The following is a 20,090-nucleotide window of genomic DNA, read 5'->3' on the forward strand; positions in this document are numbered from 1 at the left end:
TACTCGCAGGTTAGGCAAGAATATTTAAGAATCGCTATTTAAGAATCCTACTATTTAGGAAACTTGCCATTCAAGAAACTTACCATTTAATAATCCTGCCATTTATGTATATTCTTGTGGCGATTACATGGCGTATTGAGAAAAAAATCAAGAGATGTTAGCCAAAAAGAACGCAAGAATAATCTTTATAACAAGCTGCGAGAATCTAGATTATGGCGTAGAGAGATTTTTGTAAAAAATACATGGAGTATAGGGGTTGTGCCAATTTACTAGAATTTATCAGCTAATTTAAGGTAAGATTTACACTAGATTTGGGATTAAAAGCAATTTCTACAAAACAAATTTTTAAGGGATTTCTATGGAAGTAAAAGAGTTTCAGCCTATTATTAATTTTATTTGGAGTGTGGCAGATGATTTGCTACGTGATGTGTATGTCAAAGGCAAATACCGCGATGTGATTTTGCCTATGACTATTCTAAGACGCATTGATGTAATCTTAGAGCCTACAAAAGAGCGAGTGCTACAAACTTACAATACCTACAAAGGCAAAATAGAGAATCTAGAACCTTTATTATGTGGTAAGCAAGGAAGCAAAATGAAATTTTACAACTACTCAAATTTCACTCTTGAGACACTACTCAATGACCCTGCAAATATCAGAATAAACTTTGAAAATTACCTAGATAGCTTTAGTGAAAATATAAAAGACATCATCGCAAAATTTAAATTTAAAAATCAACTTGATACTCTTGATGAGGCAAATATTCTCTATGGCGTGATTGAGAAATTCTGCTCCTCTAAAATAAATCTCTCCATTAATCCTATTTTAGATGATAAAGGCAATGTAATCCACAAAGGCTTAAGCAATCTTGGTATGGGCTATGTCTTTGAAGAGCTTATAAGAAAGTTTAATGAAGAAAATAACGAAGAGGCAGGAGAACACTTCACCCCGCGAGAGATTATCGAGCTTATGACTCATCTTGTATTTTTACCTGTGAAAGAGAGGCTAAAAGAGGGAATCTATACTATCTATGATAATGCCTGTGGAAGCGGCGGTATGCTAACAGAATCTAAAGACTTCATCACAGACCCGCATGGGCTTATAAAGTCAAAAGCAAGCATTCATCTCTATGGACAAGAGATAAACCCGGAAACTTATGCGATATGTAAAGCCGATATGCTAATAAAGGGCGAAAATCCAGACAATATCAAATACGGCTCAACATTAAGTGATGATAAATTAGGTAATTTAAAATTTGACTTTATGCTAACAAATCCGCCTTATGGTAAATCTTGGGAAAAAGATCAAAAAGACTTAGGCATAGATAAGAAAAAGGATTGCCAAGACTTACGATTTCAAGTAGGTATCACAAGCAAAAGCGATGGGCAAATGATGTTTTTGCTTAATATGCTAAGCAAAATGAAGCTAGTAACTAAAGACACTCCGCTTGGCTCTCGCATCGCAAGCGTGCATAACGGCTCATCGCTCTTTAACTCCGATAGCGGTATGGTAGCCATAAGAAAGCATATCATAGAAAATGACTACCTTGAAGCCATAGTAGCACTGCCTACAAATATGTTTTACAATACCGGCATTCCTACTTTTATATGGATTATCACAAATAATAAGCCAAAACATAAAAAAGGCAAAGTCCAGCTTATCAACGCTACAAACGATAAATATTTTTCTAAGATGAAAAAGTCCTTAGGGCAAAAGCAAAATGAGATGACACAAAAGCATATAGAAAAAATCACAGATTTATTCTTGAGTTTTGAATCTAGCAAAGATTGCAAAGTGTTAGATAATAGCGACTTTGGTTATACAAAAATCCTCATAGAAAAGCCAAAAAGCATAGAATCTTTACAAGATGATGAGAAGTTTAACGCCCTAAAAGACAAAGATAAAATTTTAGAAAAACTCAAAGAGTTAGAATCTAAGCCAAAAGATTTCAAAGATAGGGCGGAATTTTTTGCTTATCTTGGCGTGAAGCTAAAAAGAGCCGAGGAAAATCTTTTACTAGATTCTGATAAGACAAACAATACAGAGAAAATCCCCCTAAAAGTAGATATACAAAGCTACTATGAGAGTGAAGTAAAGCCCTATGTAAATAACTCTTGGATAGCGTGGGAGAGTGCAAGTGTGGGCTATGAAATACTTTTTAACAAATACTTCTACACCTACACACCGCCAAGAAAATTAAGTGAGATAGATAGCGAATTAAAAGAGCTAGAAAAAGAAGTGCAAAACCTTCTAAGCGAGATAATGCGATGAGAGCTTACAAAGATAGTGGCATAGAATGGCTTGGGGAGATTCCGGAGCATTGGGAAATTAAGCCCCTTAGAGCAATTTTAAATCAAAGAAATGAACAAAACAATGATTTAAAATTACAAACCATTCTTTCTTTGATTAAGGACATCGGTGTAATTCCCTATGAAGAAAAAGGAAATGTAGGCAATAAATCAAAAGAGGATTTACAAAGTTACAAAATTGCACGAATTAATGATTTAGTATTAAATAAAATGAATGCCGTGATTGGTTCTTTAGGAGTTTCTGCGTATAATGGTTTGGTTAGCCCTATTTATTTAGTTTTTTATATTGACAACCCAAAGTATTTGATGAGTTATTACTACTATTTATTTCAAATCAAATCCGTGCAAAAATTTTTAAAAACATTTGCTTATGGTATTATGGAAATTAGAGAAAGCATTGATTATTTGGATTTTAAAAAAATGTTTTTGCCTACTCCACCATTAGAAGAACAAAAAGCAATTGCGGATTTTTTAGATTCTAAATGCAAACAAATAGAAAGCTTTGTGGATAAAAAGCAAAAACTCATCACCCTTTTAAATGAGAAAAAACAAGCCCTCATCAATGAATGCGTTACAAAAGGACTTAACAAAAACATAAAATACAAAGATAGCGGCATAAAACACTTAGGCAAGATTCCAAAGCACTGGAAGATTAAAAAATTTAAGCATTTGGCTATCATTTGCAATGGTAAAGAACAGTTACAAGTTGCTTCTGATAATGGTGTTTATCCAATTTATGGATCAGGAGGTATCATTGGAAAAACAAATCAATTTTTATACAATAAACAATCTGTGTTATTAGGAAGAAAGGGGACAATAGATAAACCATTGTTTGTCGAAATACCCTTTTGGGCAATCGACACAATGTTTTACACAAAAATTTTAGATATTGTGCATTCGAAATACTTTTACTATCTTTGCTTAACAATTGACTTTAAAATATATACTTCAGGCTCAGCAATTCCCAGTATGACACAAAGCGATCTTGCAGAAATTATTTTCCCCTTTGCCCCTCTACAAGAGCAAAAACAAATCGCAGAATTTTTAGATTCTGAAATTTCTAAAATAGATAGTATAATAGAAAAAATCAAAAAACAAATAGAGCTAATAAAAGAATACAAATCCACACTTATAAACCAAGCTGTGTGCGGTAGGATTAATTTATAAATGGAGAAAAGATGAAAATTATTCAAGTTAAAATAAGAAATTTTAGAAGTTATACAAATGAAATTATAATCGATTTTGAAAATTTAACAGCATTTGTTGGAAAAAATGATGTAGGGAAATCTACTATTTTAGAAGCATTAGATATTTTCTTTGATGGAGGTGTAATCAAAATAGACAAAAATGACATAAATAAAGAATGTGAAAAAAATGGAGATAATGAAATTCAAATATCTGTAGTTTTTGATAATTATCCTCAAGAATTAGTTTTAGATATATCAAATCTCACAAATTTAGAAGAAGAATATTTATTAAATCAAAACAATAAATTAGAAATTATTAAAAAATATCCCAATGCAGGAAAACCTAAAATTTTTCTCAAAGCATATCACCCGACCAATGAAGAGTGCAATAATCTGCATTCTTTAAAAATCACAGAACTTAAAAAAATCATCAAAGAAAAAGATATAGTATGTGATAATTTAACAAAAAGTGCGGAATTAAGAAAGGCTATTTGGCAACATTATTCTAATAATCTCCAGTTGCAAGAAATAGAAATAGAGCTTAATAAGGAAGATGTAAAGAATATTTGGGAACAATTAGAAAAGAAATTGCCACACTATGCTCTATTTCAAAGTGATAGAACAAATAATGATGGAGATAATGAAATACAAAATCCTTTAAAAAGTGCGGTGGCTCAAATTTTTAAAGATGAAAAAATCTCTAATGAACTTCAAACTATAGCTGAAGGAGTGATAAGTAAATTACAAGAAGTTACAAATTTAACCCTTGAAAAATTAAAAGATATGAATCCAGAAATTGCTAAAACTTTAAATCCTAAAATTCCAACCATAGAGCAACTTAAATGGGCTGATGTGTTTAAAAGTGTATCTATTGCTGGAGATGAAGACATTCCTATTAACAAAAGAGGAAGTGGGGTTAAAAGAATGATACTTTTAAATTTTTTTAGAGCTGAAGCTGAAAGACAAAAAAATAATAATGAAAAGAGTAATATTATTTATGCTATAGAAGAACCTGAAACTTCACAACACCAATATCACCAAAGATTGCTTATGGAAGCATTAAAAAATTTATCCAAAGAAGAAGGAATTCAAATTATTATTACAACTCATAGTCCAAACATTGTTAAGCAACTTCATTTTGAAGATATAAGAGTGGTTAAAAATAATGAAAATGCAAAAGAAATTGTAAAATTAGAAAAACATGTGCTTCCTATTCCTTCTCTCAATGAAATCAATTATTTAGCTTTTGATGAAGCAGATGAAGAATATCATAATGAATTGTATGGCTATATTGATTCACAAAGTCTTTTAAAAGATTATTTCTTAAATAAACCTACAAAAAACTACAATAAATTAAGCAAAGATGGAAAAACAAAACCAGTAAATATTACAATAACGGAATATATAAGACATAAAATACATCACCCTGAAAATACACATAATCCTAAATTTACTTTTGGAGAGCTACAACAATCTATTAAAGATATGCGAGATTTTATTCAAGCTAACAAAGGAAATTAACAATGCCTAACTACACAGAAAAAGACTTAGAAAGTTATATAGAATCCTATCTACTAGAACACAACGGCTATATAAAAAGAGAAAGTCAAAATTATGATAAAGATTTATGCTTTGATACAGAATTGCTTATAAGCTTTTTAGAATCTACACAAAGTAAAGAATTAGATGAACTTAAAAAGCGATTAGGGGAGGGCTATAAGATTGAGATTCTAAAGCACATTGCTTCTAAAATCAGTAAAGAGGGTATTGTAAAAGCCTTGCAAAAAGGAATAGAATTGCGAGGCATAAAACTTAGCCTTGCATATAGAAAGCCAAGTAATGCACTAAATAGCACAAGCATAGAAAATTATAATAAAAATACACTCTCAATCATTCGCCAACTTTATTATAGTAAGGAAAATCAAAATTCTATTGATATGGTGATTTTCTTAAATGGTGTGCCACTTGTAAGCATCGAGCTTAAAAACCAACTTACAGGGCAAAATGTTTATAATGCGATAGAACAGTATAAAAAAGATAGAGACCCAAAAGAAAGGTTTTTACAAAATTGTATTGTGCATTTTGCACTAGATTGTGATTTAGTCTATATGAGTACAAAACTAGAGAGGGACAAAACAAGATTTTTACCTTTTAATCGTGGGTTAAATAATGGCAGAGGGGATATAGGCTTACAAAGTGGTGCGGGAAATCCACCTAGCGATACTATCAAAACCGCCTATCTTTGGGAAAGGATACTCAAAAAAGACACTTTGCTTAGCCTCATCTTTGATTTTGTAAAGGTTCTAAAAGATTGCATTATTTTTCCGCGTTATCATCAATTTGATGTAGTAGAAAAGCTTTTAGAAGACGCAAAGGCTAATGGTGTGGGAAGACGCTATTTGATAGAGCATAGTGCAGGAAGTGGCAAGAGTAATTCTATCTCGTGGCTTGCCCATAATCTTGCAAGTTTGCATGACAATGATTCAAAACTTATCTTTGATAGCGTGATTGTTGTTACAGATAGAAAGGTGCTAGATTCTCAAATCAGAGATAATGTTAAAGGTTTTGAGGGAATTAGCGGAGTAGTAGAGGCTATCACGCAAGGAAGCAGACAGCTAAAGAACGCACTAGAAGAAGGCAAGAAAATCATCATCACAACTATTCAAAAATTTCCTTATATCTTAGATGAAATCACTAGCTTAAAAAGCAAGACCTTTGCTATCATCATAGATGAAGCACACTCTAGCCAAAGTGGCACAAATGCTCAAAAAATGAGCGAGGCTATCAGAGATAAAAGCCTTGATGAAGAGGAAGAAGCAAGAGAAGAAAGCCTAGATGAAAAAATAATAGAGATTATAAAAAATAAAAAATTGCAGAAAAATGCTTCATACTTTGCCTTTACTGCTACACCTAAGCCAAAAACGCTAGAAATGTTTGGAATGCCTTGTGAAATAAATGGGGAAGTAAGGTTTATCCCTTTTCATTTGTATTCTATGAAACAAGCTATTGAGGAGGGCTTTATCCTTGATGTCTTAAGGGGCTACACAACTTATAAGAGTTATTATAAAATTCTTTCCTCTATCAAAGATGATGATCCACGCTATGATAAAAAGAAAGCTAATGCCAAGCTAAAAGCTTATGTAGAAAATCATAAAGATTCCATTGCTAAAAAAGCAGAAATTATGATTGAGCATTTTTTTACCCATAGTTATAAAAAAATAGGGGCTAAGGCAAAAGCTATGGTTGTGACTAAAAGCAGAAAGAGTGCTATTTATTATTACTTTGCTTTTAGAAAATATTTAAAAGATCATTATCCACAATTTGAAGCTATTGTCGCATTTTCTGGTGAATTACATCTTGATGGTGAAACTTATAGTGAAAGTGCTTTAAATGGATTTAGTGAAGGTGTGTTAAAAGAGGAATTTAAAAAAGATAAGTATAAGTTTTTAATCGTGGCAGAGAAGTACCAAACTGGATTTGATGAGCCACTTTTGCATACTATGTATGTGGATAAAAAACTAAGTGGAGTAAGTGCGGTGCAAACTCTCTCGCGTCTAAATAGAATATGTAAAGACAAAGAGGATACTTGTGTGCTAGATTTTGTAAATTCACACGAGGAAATAGCCGAGTCTTTTAGCGCATTTTATAAGCAAACTTATCTAGGGCAAAGAAGCGACCCTGAAAAGATTTTTGAACTTAAAAGTAATCTTTTAGAATATGAAATTTATACGCAAGATGAGGTAGATGCCTTTGTAGAATCTATTTTAAAAGAGGAAAAAGAAAATAGTATCCACGCACAGCTAGATAAAATAGTGGAGCGATTTAATAAACAAAATGAAGATATAAAAGCAGAATTTTACAGCAAGATAAAAAATTATTTAAATAACTATGCGTTTTTAGCACAGATTTTACCTTATGAAGATGTAAATTTAGAAAAACACTATATCTTACTTAAAAAGCTTATAGCAAAGATTGCTCCCCCAAGGTCAGAGGATTTGGCAAAAGGGATTTTAGATAATGTAAGCTTTGATAGCTACCGCGTGCAACTTATAAAAAGTGAAGATATAAGATTAAAAGGCGATGGCAAGCTTATGCCTTCAGGTGCTGATGGTTCTAGCAAGATACAAGGAGCGGAGTTGCAAGAGCTTTCAGAAATCATCAAAGAATTTAATGAAAAATATGGCAATGTAGAATGGAATGAGGGGGATAAAATAGTAAGGACATTGCAAAATATCAAAGAGGATGTACTAAAAGATGAAAAATTTGTTAAATCCTCTAAACATTCTGATAGGCAAAATTTACGCATAGAATTTGAAGCACTTTTACAAGAAAAAATGCAAGAAATTATAGACGTAAATTTTGACTTTTATAAGCATTTTACTGATGATGCAGCACTTAAGCAAAGAATAACGCAAAAAATGTTTGATATTGTGCTTAATGAAATATATGAGTAATTGTGTAAAAGATTTTTGCAATACATGAGTGTATTTTTCATAAAAAATCTTAGAGCATTCTTTGCTTTATGGGCTATTCAAAGGATTTTTATGAATAGATTTTGTAAGTTAGCAGTTATGTTAATTATGCTATAATTTACTTATGTGGAGTTTGGGTATCAAGCTGATTTTTTGCAAAAAGATGCCAAGCTTTAATATGAAAATGTAGAGCCTTTTGTGGTCTTTGGTTTTAGTATGTCGCGGTATAAAAAGGCAAAAATTCTGATTTAATAGATGAAAATTTGGTAATGTAAAATATCGATGCGATGATAGATTTATTTAAATCAAAGCTAAAAATGCTAGAATAAGCTTCAAGCAAAAGGCATATTATGAAGTTATCAAAAAACATCTTTGGCTACTTTGTTGGCATCTGCGTATTTTTATGTCTTATACCAGCACTTATTTATCTCATCTCTGTGTATTTTGTCGCACCGATAGATAGTCTTGTTGCTTTTTTATTAGCCTACATTTTTATTTTTGTGGGTGTGGTATTTATGCTATGGTCTAATGTCTATATGGTACGTGTTGGCAAGGGTTGTCCTGCTGATGGCTTTAATGTCTCACTAGGGGAACGCACAAAAAGACTTATGGTAGCTAGAGCTTTTTGGCACTTTTGTCTTTTATTTAGGCGTAACCTTGCTTTGCAATTTTTACTATGCTATTATTTTCCCATTACACTCTTGCTGTTTTGTGTCTTAAATGTAACTTTTCACACTCTTTGTTATAATTTCCAGTGTTTGCTCTAGCTCATCTTTAAAATTTCGCTTTTGATTTCTTTTTGATGAGGAGCAAATGCAAATGTGTAGTGGGCAATTTTCTCTTAAAAAGCCTTCATAGTGTTTTTTATAAATCTTACTTGCTAGATTCCCCGTTGTGATAATTGCCTTGATATTTGGGGCTTTTTGTAAGAGACTTGGTATATCGTTTGGGGTTATACTTGAGAGGATAATATCACTATCGCTTGAACTACCCCTTTTTTTCACGCAAGATTTTATGATGTCCCACAGTGCTATTTTGTGCTTATACAAAAACTCCCTTTTAGCTTCAGGCGTATCGTGCAAAATTTCGCTTTTTAGAATTTCTGCTAGATTTTTCCAAAAATTATTATTTTTATGCCCGTAATAAAAGCCGTATTTTTCAGATGAGGGCGGCGGAAAAGAGCCTAGAATCAAGATTTTTGAATTTTCATCATATACGGGATTAAAAGGGTGTTTTACAAATTCTGTTTCGTATTGTTTATCATCTTTTTGATATTTAAAGCTATTCATCACCACCCCTTGCAAAAATACGTTTGATAAATAATAATTCTATTTTGCCAAATATTTATCATTTTTTAATGATATAAGGTTTGAAATTTAGCACATGGATTCTGTCATAGCAGCAACAAAGAGTTGAATTTGTTATTTATTTAGCATTCATCGTCGTATTTTTTTATTCCAAACAAAAGTTTTGGGTATCTATAAAATTGTCTTAGCTTAATTTTGAGATAAAGAAGCTTTATATTATTTATATTTATATTTATTCCTATATCTTTAAATAGCTGTATTATCTTTTTTGTTTCTTTCTCATTTTTGAAATTAAATATTTTTTTATTGTATTTTAATACAAATTCGCCCACTTGAGCATAAAAAATTTTTTTATAAAGTCTTCTAGAAAATAGATTTTTTATTTTGTATATTTCCTTAAATGATGTTAAAAAACCAAGACATCTATCATATGCTCTTAGATCTTTAAAATTGTCAAATTCTTCTTTTATATGCTGTAGTGACTTTGGCATAGTTTTTGGAAATTCTAATTCTTTAGTAGAATTCATTGTAGATCCACTACGAATTCTATAATAAAGCAAAGATTCATCGCATACAAAAATTTTTTTACTCAAAGCAAAAAGTATAATAGCAAAATCATGGTCTTCGTGGTATAAGAAATTAGTAAATCTAAGTTTAAAATCATTTAATAAACTCGCTTTAAATATTCCTTGGTATGTAAACCATAAATTAGGTATCATATTTTTTTCAAGCATTTTAAGTCCGCTATCATAATATCCTGTTTTTATTTTTTTTCCAATTAAATAAGCCTTGTCTTCTACAATATTAGAATCTTCATCAACTGTAGAAATGTTATGCATAAAAATATTGACATTTTTTTCTTTTATATTCTTTAAGCACTCGCTTATGCATCTTTTATCTAGGTAATCATCAGAATCTAAGTGATGTATCAAAACGTCTTCTGGTAAATCTTGTAGTATCAATTCGTTTAAATCCACAAGATCGGTTTTATATACCCTAGCTTGTATTTGTATGAAATATTTGCTAAGTTCTTTTGCATTTATATATTTCTCATCACTTTTATCAAAGCTATTTCTTCTTTCATAAGATTTTATTATGTATTTTTCATCTTGTATATTTTTTTCTAAAATTTCTCTTAATTTAGTTCCTTTCATAAGCTCAAGAGCAGCATTTCTAGCTGTTGAAGGTCCAGGACCACCGTTTGCTTTAGACAAGACAAAAATTCTTTCATCTTTTTTAGCATATTCAATAGCTATATCAAGGCTACTGTCTGTGCTGCCATCATCTACCAAGACTATATCTATATCATCTTTGCTTACATCTACTTGTTGCAGTATAGAATCTATGCATTCTTTTAAACAGTCTTGCACATTAAAAATTGGGATTAAGATTGAAGTTTTCAATTACATTCCTTGGTTTTTTCATTATATTAGCTAAAATTTTTAAATGTTTTGATTTTTTCTGTATTTTTGATAAAATATTATATATTTTAGAGTTTTACTTAAAGGAAATTTATTATTATGAAAAAGATTATTTCTCTAAGAAAAGATGCTAATGGTTCTAGATTTTTAGGCATGATAGCAGCTTTTTATTTAGCTGAAAAATTAAATGTTAAGCCTTGTTTTCATTGGTATGATTATGTCGAGCTCGGATATAAAAAACATTCAGATAGTAGCTCTTTTTATTTTAATGATCAAAAAATTCTAAGCGTTGGAGCAGATTCAAAAGAGGATATTTTTGACAAAGATTTTTTAAAAGAATTTCATGTAGATAGCTTTAAAGATGAAGAGATAGTTTTTGCTGATACTCCAGGAGCATGGCTAGCAAATATAGATGATATAAGAACTGCTTTATGTAAAGATGACGGTAAAAAATATGTAGAATGCGTGTTTCACTTCTTTCGTTTTGATAACAAAAATAGAGACAAGCATAAAGATTTTCCTCAAAAAGCTGTCGAGATTTTTAATGACAAAATAAAATTTAACGAAGATACTCAAGAAGTTATACATAAAGCAAAGAATTTGGCTAAAAGTTTAGGAGATTTTACAGCTATACACATAAGAAGTGGAGATTCCATTTACTCTTACGCACCTTACAGAAAGCATATATTTTTTGACTACCAAGCTACAAGTGCACATATTGCCATAGAGCTTATAAATAGCATAAGTGGCAAGGTTGTTCTTTTTGGAGATGACATAAGCACTATGAGACAAATAAAAGAATTTGTAAATGATGATAGACTGTTTATAGCACAGGATTTAAAAGAAAAATTATATGATGAAACGGGGGGGCATTCACTATCAGTAACTAAATCATTTTTGTTTGATGTTGTTTTTATGTCAAGAGCTAAGGATATTTTTGGCACTAAGTCAGGTGTTGTTAATTTAGCCTCTCAAATAGGAAATGCAAACTTTATTTATACCCATTCATATATACAAAATAAAAAAGCATATTATTCTATGAAAAAAAACTTGGAACAGCTTGCTTTAAATAAGGATCAACAAGCTTGTTCTTATTATTATACTTTTTTACTAGCTGATAAATTAAATATAGACATTTCTTTCCAAGAATACTGTTTAAAAAAAGCTTTAGAGCTTGATGAAGATAATGATAAATATAGGTTTCATTTAGTGCTTTATTATCTAAAACATTATGGTGTTAAACGAGCTGATGAGTATTTAGGAGATATTTTAAAATCAAGAAAAAAAGAGTTTTTGGATACTATATCTACAATTGACGGTGGCTTTCATACGTATGCTAGTAATGAGCTGAAGTTATTTTTTGTGCACAATGATAAAAAATTCCCAAATTTTGCTGTAATAAAACAAGATTTGATTGATAAAGGTCTTATTTGGAGGAAAAACGGTATAAAATACATTCTTTACTCTTATATCACATCTTTATTATGCAAAACAGGCATTATTAATAAATGTATAAAAAAGGGTAGGATAAAATGTGCCTATTATTTTAGGTAGGATTTTTGTTAGCTTTTTATAAATTTATTTATAGGTGCATAATTTAAGATAGTTTATTTTTTTTTTTTTTGTTATAATGTCAATTTTTAAATTTTAGTTAAAGGATTGATTGTTTTGAAAAAGATTATAGCTATGAGAGAAGATGCTAACGGCTCTAGATTTCTTGCAATGATACTTGGCTTTTATTTAGCAAAAAAATTTAACACAGACTTTGTTTTTCATTGGCCAGATAATTTATTTAACAAAGTGGTGGGCGTAAAAAATAACACCTTTTGTTTTGGCGAACAAAAAATAATCCCTGTAAGTGTTGATAAAAAAGAGGATATTTTTGATTCTGATTTTTTAAATAACTTTCATATAAACGAGTTAAATTATGATGAAGTAGCAAGCGTAGAAAATACAAAATTAGGTAATACGCAAGAAATAAAAAAAGCTTTTTATGATAATAACTTTTATAAGTATGTAGAACCTCCATTTTGGTATGCTTATTCAAGAAAATTTAAAAAAGAAAATAAAGATTATGTCAAAGAGGCTGTTGATATATGGGAAAATAAGATTAAATTTAAACAAAATATAAAAGATATTTGCAAAAAGGCTAAAAATCTTGCAAAAGAAATCAATAGGGGGGGGGGCTTTGTATCCATTCATGTAAGGTTAGGAGATTCTGCTTACTCTTATGCTGTTTTTAGAAAATACAGTATGGTATCGTATCAGCCAAGTAATCCGCATACCGTCGTTGAGCTTATACGAAGCTTAAATCAGCCCGTAGTTTTGTTTGGAGATGATATAAGCACACTTAGAGAGATTAAAAAATTTGCAAATTTAGATAATGTTTATCTTTGCGATGATGTTAAAAGTGGTTTAAGTCTTAACAATACAGAGAATTTTTTGTTTGACATAAGTTTAATGAGAGAAGCAAATGCTCTATACGGCACACACTCAGCTGTAGTGCAGTTAGCCACATTATCGTCAAATAAGCCTTTTTTCAACACACATGAGGCTATGAGAAGCAAAAAGCATTATATAAATATCAAAAAAAGTCTATCAAATTTTACAAATTTACATAAAGATGTGCTTGCTTGTTCCTATTTTCAATGTTTTTTACTTGCTAATTATTTAAACATTGATATTGCTTTTCAGGAAGAACTTTTAAAAAAAGCTCTTGATTTAGACTTTGAAAATGATAAATATAGACTTTATTTATGTTTATATTATATGAAGTATAAAGGTGCTAAAAAAGCAGAATACTACCTAAAAGAGGTGTTTAAAACAAGAAAGAATGAATTTTTACAAAACTGTGTTGCAAAATGGAATAATAATACAGATTCGGTTCATGAAAATATATCAAGATCATTAAGAGCTTTTTTGTATTGTGCTGACAAAAAATATGAATGCATAAACAATGTAAAAAATGAACTTCTAAAACATAAGATAATTTCTTATGATGAATTATCTCTTTCTAAAAAATATAAAATTTATTTAAGAAAAATACTTTATAAAATACCTTATTTGAGTAGATTTACGTTTAAAATAACATAATTTTTTTAAAACAATGGTGCCAAATCATAACTTAGCATTTATTTTTACAAATTTCATCAAAAGGCTTGCTTGGCTAATTTTACAAATGAAATAATGTCTATAAGCAAATATGTATAAAGATATGATACAATACAGCTATGAGTTTGGAAAATAAAAAAAATATTTTTATAAATTTACCTACTTGGCTTGGTGATGCTATTATGTGTTCTGCGGCTTTAAAAGCTTTGTTCTTGCATTTTAAAGACCATCACTTCATACTTTTTGGCTCTTTTGTAGCTTGTGAGCTTTTTAAAGATTGTGATAATGTCAGTATTCATCTTGATAATAAAAAAAAGAGATTTTTAAACTATATACTTTTTGCTAAAAAATACAAATTTTTATACGCTTTTTCATTCCGCTCGGCGTATTCAGCTAAAATTTCACTCTTTCTTTTAAAGGCGAAGCATAAGTTTATTTTCGATAAAAACAAACACAAAAATGAACATCAGGTTTTAAAATACATAAAATTCATAGAAGAAAGTTTAGATATAAATATAAAAAATAAAGAGCTTTTTTTGCCTTTTAAAAAACAAAATTCTAATAAAAAATTGCTAGGCATAAGTGCGGGAGCTAAGTATGGAGAAGCTAAAAGATGGGATCCTATCAATTTTGCAAATTCTGCCTTGGCATTTAAAGATAGCCACGAAATTTTACTTTTTGGCTCAAAAGAAGAAAAAGAATTACTATCGATCATAGAAAACGAGCTTGTAAAAGGCGGTGCTATTTGTAAAAATTTATGCGGACAAACAAGCATAAAAGAGCTTTGCGAATTTATATCAAGCCTTGATTTGTTTTTGTGCAATGACAGCGGAGCTATGCATATAGCGGCATTTTATAAGATAAATACTGTAGCTATTTTTGGACCGACAAATTTCAAGCAAAGTAGCCCTTGGCTTAATGAAAATGCAAAGATTTTGCATCTAGATCTTGACTGTATGCCTTGTATGAAAAGGGTTTGTCCCCTAAAACACAATGCTTGTATGACAGAGCTAAAAGCCGAATCTGCCATAAAAGCACTTAAAGACTTAGTATAACTTTATATACACCACCATCATTTATAACATTAAAAGTTTTATCTACTATTTTATTGTCTTTATTTTTGCATTCTATAAAAACCTTTGTAGCTAAATCGCCTATCTCTTCAAGCTTCACTACTTCACAAGAATTCACATCATCTATCCCATTTTTCAGGCTTTTTATTTTTTCTTCTAAGGCTTTGTTGATTTGCTCTGGGCTTAATTCTCTTTTTATACTAGCTGGAACGTATATATGAGATTTTGCTCTTCTTAGGTCATCTTCTTGTATAGCCTTTATGTAATCTGTGCTAACATAGCTTGGATTGTTTGTAGAACACGCTATTATAAAAAATGCTAAAAAACAAGACGCGAGTAACTGTTTCATTTTTTATCCTTTATTAATTTAAATAAATTATAGCCTTTTAAATTAAATTTGCTTTAATTTGTTAAACTTTTCACAGAAAGGACAAAAAATGCGTGATTGTATGCAATATCTTCCATATATGCAGAAAATAGATTCTACAATGTTTGATACAGTTTTAAAACTAAGACAGAGCTATCAAAGTGATATTTATACAGAAAAAGATGTTTTAAAAGCTTTAAGCTCTTATTATACTTCTGTGGAAGAGTTGAAAATCTTGCTAAGCACAGAGGCGGAAAATCATATAGAAGCATTAGCCAAAAAGGCACAAAATATAACTAAGCGGTATTTTGGCAACAATAAAGGTCTTTTTACGCCTCTTTATTTGTCAAATCACTGCAACAGCAAGTGTGTTTATTGTGGTTTTCAAAAAGGAAACAAGATAGCAAGAGCCATACTTGATGAATCCGAAATAAGAGCGGAAATGAAAGAGATATCTAAAAGCAATTTACAAGAAATTTTGCTTTTAACCGGAGAAGGTAGAGAATTTGCTAGTGTGGAGTATATAGCTAAGGCTTGTAAAATTGCAAAAGAATATTTTAAAGTAGTTGGAGTTGAAATTTATGTTTTAAATGTAGATGAATACGAGCTTTTGCACGAAAATGGCTGTGATTATGTAACTGTTTTTCAAGAGACTTATAATCCTGAAAAATATCAAAAAATTCATATATCCGGCGAAAAAACAGTTATGCCTTATAGATTTTATGCTCAAGAAAGAGCTTTAATGGCAGGTATGAGAGGCGTAGCTTTCGGTGCTTTGCTTGGTATAGATGATTTTAGAAAAGATGCCTTAGCGACGGCTTTGCACGCTCATTTTTTGCAACAAAAATACCCGCACGCAGAAATTTCGCTTTCTGTGCCGAGATTAAGACCAATTATAAATAATTCTAAAATTTCTCCAAAAGATGTAAGCGAAAAAAGACTTTTGCAAGTGCTTTGTGCGTATAGAATTTTCTTGCCATTCGCTAATATCGTTATTTCAAGCAGAGAAAGTAAAGAATTTAGAGATAATATAATAAACATAGCTGCAACAAAGATGAGTGCAGGGGTTAGTGTAGCCATAGGTGAGCACAGTAGCGAGAAAAAAGGAGACGAGCAGTTTGAAATTTCTGATAATAGAACGGTAAAGGAGGTTTTTACTATGCTTAAAAAGTCAAATTTTCAGCCTGTTATGAGTGATTATGTGGATTAAAAAAATTATAGCTGTAAGCGATCTTAGTTTTGTTAAAGAGCCATTTTTAGTAAGGGTTGAAAAACTTGCTAAAGCCAAGATAGATGCTTTTATATTTAGGGCAAAAGAGCTTAGCGAATTTGAATACTATGATCTTGCAAAAGAGGTGTTATCTATCTGTAAGAAATATAAAATTCAGTGTATTTTGCATAATTTTGATAAGGTAGCCTTAAAACTCAATCACAAGTATTTTCATTGCCCTTTAGATATACTTACAAAAGAACCAAGGATAGTAAAATATTTTCATATATTAGGCACGTCCATTCATAGCGAAGAAGAATTTTACCTTGCTAAGTATTATAAATGCAATTATGTAATAGCAGGACACATTTTTGAAAGCTCATCAAAACCGGATTTAAAGCCCAAAGGACTTTCTTTTTTACAGACTTTATTAAAGGAAAATTCCATACCAATTTACGCTATAGGTGGTATAAATTTAGAAAACATAAAGCTTTTAAAGGATTATGATATAAATGGAATTTGTATGAAAAGTGCCTTGATGCAAAGTGAAAATGTAAAAAAATACATAAAAAATTGCAAAGAACTTATAAATTTTGGCTAAAATAACGGTTTAAAAATAAGTGCAAATTTTAAGGAGTAGGAATGATAGTTAGAGTTGAAAATCCAAATGATAGAACAGCTTATTTGGAGCTTAGCAGAGATGATATAGAGCTTTTGTTGGAAGAATTTGTTTTGCATTATGAGAATTTAGACCAGTTTATAACAGCTTTTGATTTATTGGAAGTTACCTCTAAGATGGGCGATGAGCTTGGAGATTAGACTTGTATTTTAATATGCTTTTTCTTGTTTAATTATCAATTTTATGATAAAATATATATCAAAAAAGGCATATAATGATAAAATCTTTGGCTGAGTGGAGTGAGCAAGATTACCTTTTACTTGCTATACCCCATAAAAAAACTGATTGGTTGCCATATTTAGATGAAATTTTATATTCTTATATAGAGCTTACAAAAATAGTTAGCAAATATCAAAAAGTTTTACTTATAGCACCTGATGATAATGATTTTAAGCCTTTTAAAGATATAAAAAATACCGAATTTTTTATATGCGAAACAAATGATACTTGGATTAGGGATTATGGTGCGATAGATATTTTAAGAGACGGTAAGCTTTGTTCTTTAAATTTTACCTTCAATGCTTGGGGCAATAAATTTAGCAGTGAGCTTGATAATATGGTAAATAAAAAGCTTTTTAAAAATAAATTCAAAACTAGATTAGACGATGTAAATTTGATACTTGAGGGAGGAAGTATTGATTTTAATGGCGAAGGCATTATGCTAAGCACCAAAAAATGCCTTTTAAACGCTAATAGAAACAAGCTTGAAATGAGTATTTTAGATACAAAATTAAAAGAACTTTTTGGCTTAAAAAAGATAGTTTGGCTTGAACACGGATTTATAAAAGGAGACGATACAGATTCTCATATAGATACTTTAGCAAGGTTTATAGATGAAAAAACGGTCGCTGTTGCTACTTGTGATGATGTGCAAGATGAGCATTTTGGCGAACTTTTGGCTATGAAAACAGAGCTTTTAAATGAAGGATTTGAGATCTTAGAACTACCAATACCAAGTGCTAAATTTTATGAAGGAAAAAGACTTGGTGCAACATATGCTAATTTCATATTTATAAACAATGCTATTATTGTCCCTACTTATAAGGATAAAAATGATGATTTGATTTTAAAAAGATTTGAAAATTTCTTTAAAGATAAAGATGTTATAGGGCTTGATGCAACTGTTTTTATCAGGCAAAATGGCTCTTTGCATTGTTCTTGCCAAAATCGTTTTAAGGGATTAAGATGGCTGTAAAAGCTACTTTCATAGCTAGCTTAGTCGCTATATTTCTAGCACTTTTTAAATTTATAGTAGGATTTTTAAGCTCCTCTGTTGCCCTAATGTCCTTAGCTATAGATTCTTTACTTGATAGTTTTGTTTCTATTTTAAACACGGTAGCTTTAAAAAAAGCAAAACAAAATTCTAATGAAAATTATAATTTTGGCTATGAAAAAATGGAAGCCTTAGTATCCTTGATAGAAGCTTTGATAATATCTTTTGTGGGGCTTTTTATGCTGTTTAAAAGCGTGGAAAAAATCTATCAAAAAGAAGAGATAAGCTTCGTAATACCAGCGATTATAAGCATACTTTTTTGCATTTTAGTTACATTTTTTCTACTTCTTTATCTAAATAGCATTGTAAAAAAAGAAAATAGCTTGATACTTAGAGCCGATATTTTGCACTATAAGGTAGATCTTTTGACTAATGGAGCTACTTTTTTAGGCTTACTACTTATATATTTTACAGATTTTTATATAATAGATGCTATTTTTGGCATATTGATAAGCATTTACATTGTTTTTGGTGCTTATGGTATAGGTAAAAATGGCTTTGAAATGCTACTTGATAAGGCTTTAAGCAAGGATATTATAGATGAAATATCAAAGCTTATATTAGAAAATGATGAGGTTAAAGACTTTCATATGTTAAAGAGTAGAAGCACTGTAAATACAAACTATTTAAGCGTTCATTTAGTGTTTTCACCTACAATATCTTTGTTAAAGGCTCACGACATAAGCCATAAATTAGAAGAAAATATAAAAAATAGATTTAAAGATAGCAAATGGGAGATAGTTATACATCTTGACCCATATGATGATTTTAAAAAGGATTTAAATGAAAATAGCACTGATTCAGCATAAATTTCAAGGAAGCAAAGAAAAAACAAATGAAAAAATTTGTGCCTTTATAAAAGAAGCAGCAGCAAAAAAAGCTGAATTAGTATGTCTTGCCGAACTTCATCAAAGCGAGTATTTTTGTCAAAGTGAAGATGTGTCTAAATTTGATTTGGCGAATGATTACGAAAAAGATTTAAAATTTTGGTCTTGTGTGGCTAAGGAAAATTCAATAGTTTTGGTAAGTTCTTTGTTTGAAAAGAGGGCGATAGGGCTTTATCACAATACGGCTGTTGTTTTTGATAAGGATGGGAGTGTTGCTGGAAAGTATCGTAAAATGCATATACCAGATGACCCAAATTTTTATGAAAAATTTTATTTTACTCCCGGGGACTTAGGTTTTGAGCCTATAAAAACAAGTATAGGTAAGCTTGGAGTGCTTATTTGCTGGGATCAGTGGTTTGTTGAAGCAGCTAGGATAATGGCTTTAAAAGGAGCTGATCTTTTGATATATCCAACCGCTATTGGTTATTTTGATGAAGATGATGAAGAAGAGAGAAAAAGGCAACTTGAGGCTTGGGTTTTGGTGCAAAAGGGACACAGTGTAGCAAATGGACTTCATATAATAACTCCAAATAGAGTTGGTTTTGAAAAAGATGAAAGTAAAACAAGAAGTGGGATAAGATTTTGGGGCAATTCCTTTGTTCTTGGTCCGCAAGGAGAAGAGCTTTTTAGGGCAAATGAAAAAGATGAGTGTTTAAAAATAGTAGATATAGACTTGAAAAAGAGCGAAAATGTAAGGAGATGGTGGCCTTTTTTACGAGACAGACGGATAGAATATTTTGCTGATTTACAAAAAAGATTTTGTGATAATTAACACAAAAACAAATTTATCTCA

At 30.4% G+C, this 20,090-nt stretch carries 17 protein-coding genes; 14 read left to right on the forward strand and 3 right to left on the reverse strand.

Annotation, left to right across the window (positions count from 1 at the left end; translation table 11 throughout):
* Positions 1-358: 358 nt before the first annotated feature.
* The 5 genes from Q0J35_RS01775 (at position 359) to Q0J35_RS01795 (ending at position 8,736) form a co-directional block, all read left to right on the forward strand.
* Positions 359-2,272: an N-6 DNA methylase gene (locus Q0J35_RS01775; protein ID WP_297192836.1), complete on the forward strand. Its 1,914-nt coding sequence runs from the start codon at positions 359-361 to the stop codon at positions 2,270-2,272.
* Positions 2,269-3,477, forward strand: a complete 1,209-nt coding sequence (locus Q0J35_RS01780) for a restriction endonuclease subunit S (protein WP_297192837.1) — start codon at positions 2,269-2,271, stop codon at positions 3,475-3,477. Before Q0J35_RS01775 ends, Q0J35_RS01780 begins: the two co-directional genes overlap by 4 nt.
* Positions 3,478-3,488: 11 nt before the next feature.
* The gene (locus Q0J35_RS01785; RefSeq protein WP_297192838.1) at positions 3,489-5,018 is read left to right on the forward strand and encodes an ATP-binding protein; all 1,530 of its coding nucleotides are present in this window, start codon (positions 3,489-3,491) and stop codon (positions 5,016-5,018) included.
* Between the two features lie 2 nt (positions 5,019-5,020).
* Positions 5,021-7,951, forward strand: coding sequence for a type I restriction endonuclease (locus Q0J35_RS01790; protein WP_297192839.1), 2,931 nt, complete (start codon positions 5,021-5,023; stop codon positions 7,949-7,951).
* A 368-nt stretch (positions 7,952-8,319) separates the two neighbouring features.
* Positions 8,320-8,736 (forward strand): hypothetical protein, encoded by a 417-nt coding sequence (locus Q0J35_RS01795; RefSeq protein WP_297192840.1) that lies wholly within the window; start codon positions 8,320-8,322, stop codon positions 8,734-8,736.
* Here Q0J35_RS01795 and Q0J35_RS01800 read toward each other — a convergent pair.
* Positions 8,686-9,258, reverse strand: a complete 573-nt coding sequence (locus Q0J35_RS01800) for a DNA-deoxyinosine glycosylase (protein ID WP_297192841.1) — start codon at positions 9,256-9,258, stop codon at positions 8,686-8,688. The two genes, Q0J35_RS01795 and Q0J35_RS01800, sit on opposite strands and share 51 nt — an antisense overlap.
* A gap of 140 nt (positions 9,259-9,398) precedes the next feature.
* Entirely contained in the window at positions 9,399-10,679 is a 1,281-nt protein-coding gene (locus Q0J35_RS01805; protein ID WP_297192842.1) for a glycosyltransferase family 2 protein, read from the reverse strand.
* Between the two features lie 117 nt (positions 10,680-10,796).
* Here Q0J35_RS01805 and Q0J35_RS01810 point away from each other — a divergent pair, with 117 nt between their 5' ends.
* The 3 genes from Q0J35_RS01810 (at position 10,797) to Q0J35_RS01820 (ending at position 14,863) form a co-directional block, all read left to right on the forward strand.
* The gene (locus tag Q0J35_RS01810) at positions 10,797-12,251 is read left to right on the forward strand and encodes a hypothetical protein (RefSeq protein WP_297192843.1); all 1,455 of its coding nucleotides are present in this window, start codon (positions 10,797-10,799) and stop codon (positions 12,249-12,251) included.
* A gap of 114 nt (positions 12,252-12,365) precedes the next feature.
* Complete coding sequence (locus Q0J35_RS01815) at positions 12,366-13,790, forward strand: hypothetical protein (protein WP_297192844.1); 1,425 nt, start codon at positions 12,366-12,368, stop codon at positions 13,788-13,790.
* Positions 13,791-13,990: 200 nt separating this feature from the next.
* The gene (locus Q0J35_RS01820) at positions 13,991-14,863 is read left to right on the forward strand and encodes a glycosyltransferase family 9 protein (protein WP_297192966.1); all 873 of its coding nucleotides are present in this window, start codon (positions 13,991-13,993) and stop codon (positions 14,861-14,863) included.
* Here the strand turns inward: Q0J35_RS01820 and Q0J35_RS01825 are convergent.
* Positions 14,847-15,230 (reverse strand): DUF4878 domain-containing protein, encoded by a 384-nt coding sequence (locus Q0J35_RS01825; RefSeq protein ID WP_297192845.1) that lies wholly within the window; start codon positions 15,228-15,230, stop codon positions 14,847-14,849. The two genes, Q0J35_RS01820 and Q0J35_RS01825, sit on opposite strands and share 17 nt — an antisense overlap.
* An 88-nt stretch (positions 15,231-15,318) precedes the next feature.
* Between Q0J35_RS01825 and thiH the strand changes: the two genes are divergently transcribed.
* The 6 genes from thiH (at position 15,319) to Q0J35_RS01855 (ending at position 20,069) form a co-directional block, all read left to right on the forward strand.
* The gene (gene thiH, locus Q0J35_RS01830) at positions 15,319-16,458 is read left to right on the forward strand and encodes a 2-iminoacetate synthase ThiH (protein WP_297192846.1); all 1,140 of its coding nucleotides are present in this window, start codon (positions 15,319-15,321) and stop codon (positions 16,456-16,458) included.
* The gene (locus Q0J35_RS01835) at positions 16,448-17,059 is read left to right on the forward strand and encodes a thiamine phosphate synthase (RefSeq protein ID WP_297192847.1); all 612 of its coding nucleotides are present in this window, start codon (positions 16,448-16,450) and stop codon (positions 17,057-17,059) included. Before thiH ends, Q0J35_RS01835 begins: the two co-directional genes overlap by 11 nt.
* A 41-nt stretch (positions 17,060-17,100) precedes the next feature.
* Entirely contained in the window at positions 17,101-17,277 is a 177-nt protein-coding gene (locus tag Q0J35_RS01840; protein WP_297192848.1) for a hypothetical protein, read from the forward strand.
* A gap of 74 nt (positions 17,278-17,351) precedes the next feature.
* On the forward strand, positions 17,352-18,332 hold the full coding sequence (locus tag Q0J35_RS01845) for an agmatine deiminase family protein (RefSeq protein ID WP_297192849.1): 981 nt from the start codon (positions 17,352-17,354) through the stop codon (positions 18,330-18,332).
* Positions 18,317-19,219: a cation diffusion facilitator family transporter gene (locus Q0J35_RS01850; RefSeq protein WP_297192967.1), complete on the forward strand. Its 903-nt coding sequence runs from the start codon at positions 18,317-18,319 to the stop codon at positions 19,217-19,219. Before Q0J35_RS01845 ends, Q0J35_RS01850 begins: the two co-directional genes overlap by 16 nt.
* Positions 19,194-20,069, forward strand: coding sequence for a carbon-nitrogen hydrolase (locus Q0J35_RS01855; protein ID WP_297192850.1), 876 nt, complete (start codon positions 19,194-19,196; stop codon positions 20,067-20,069). The genes Q0J35_RS01850 and Q0J35_RS01855 overlap by 26 nt, the downstream gene beginning before the upstream one ends.
* Positions 20,070-20,090 lie beyond the last annotated feature (21 nt).

The sequence above is a fragment of the uncultured Campylobacter sp. genome, from assembly GCF_944323605.1.
GTDB lineage: Bacteria > Campylobacterota > Campylobacteria > Campylobacterales > Campylobacteraceae > Campylobacter_D.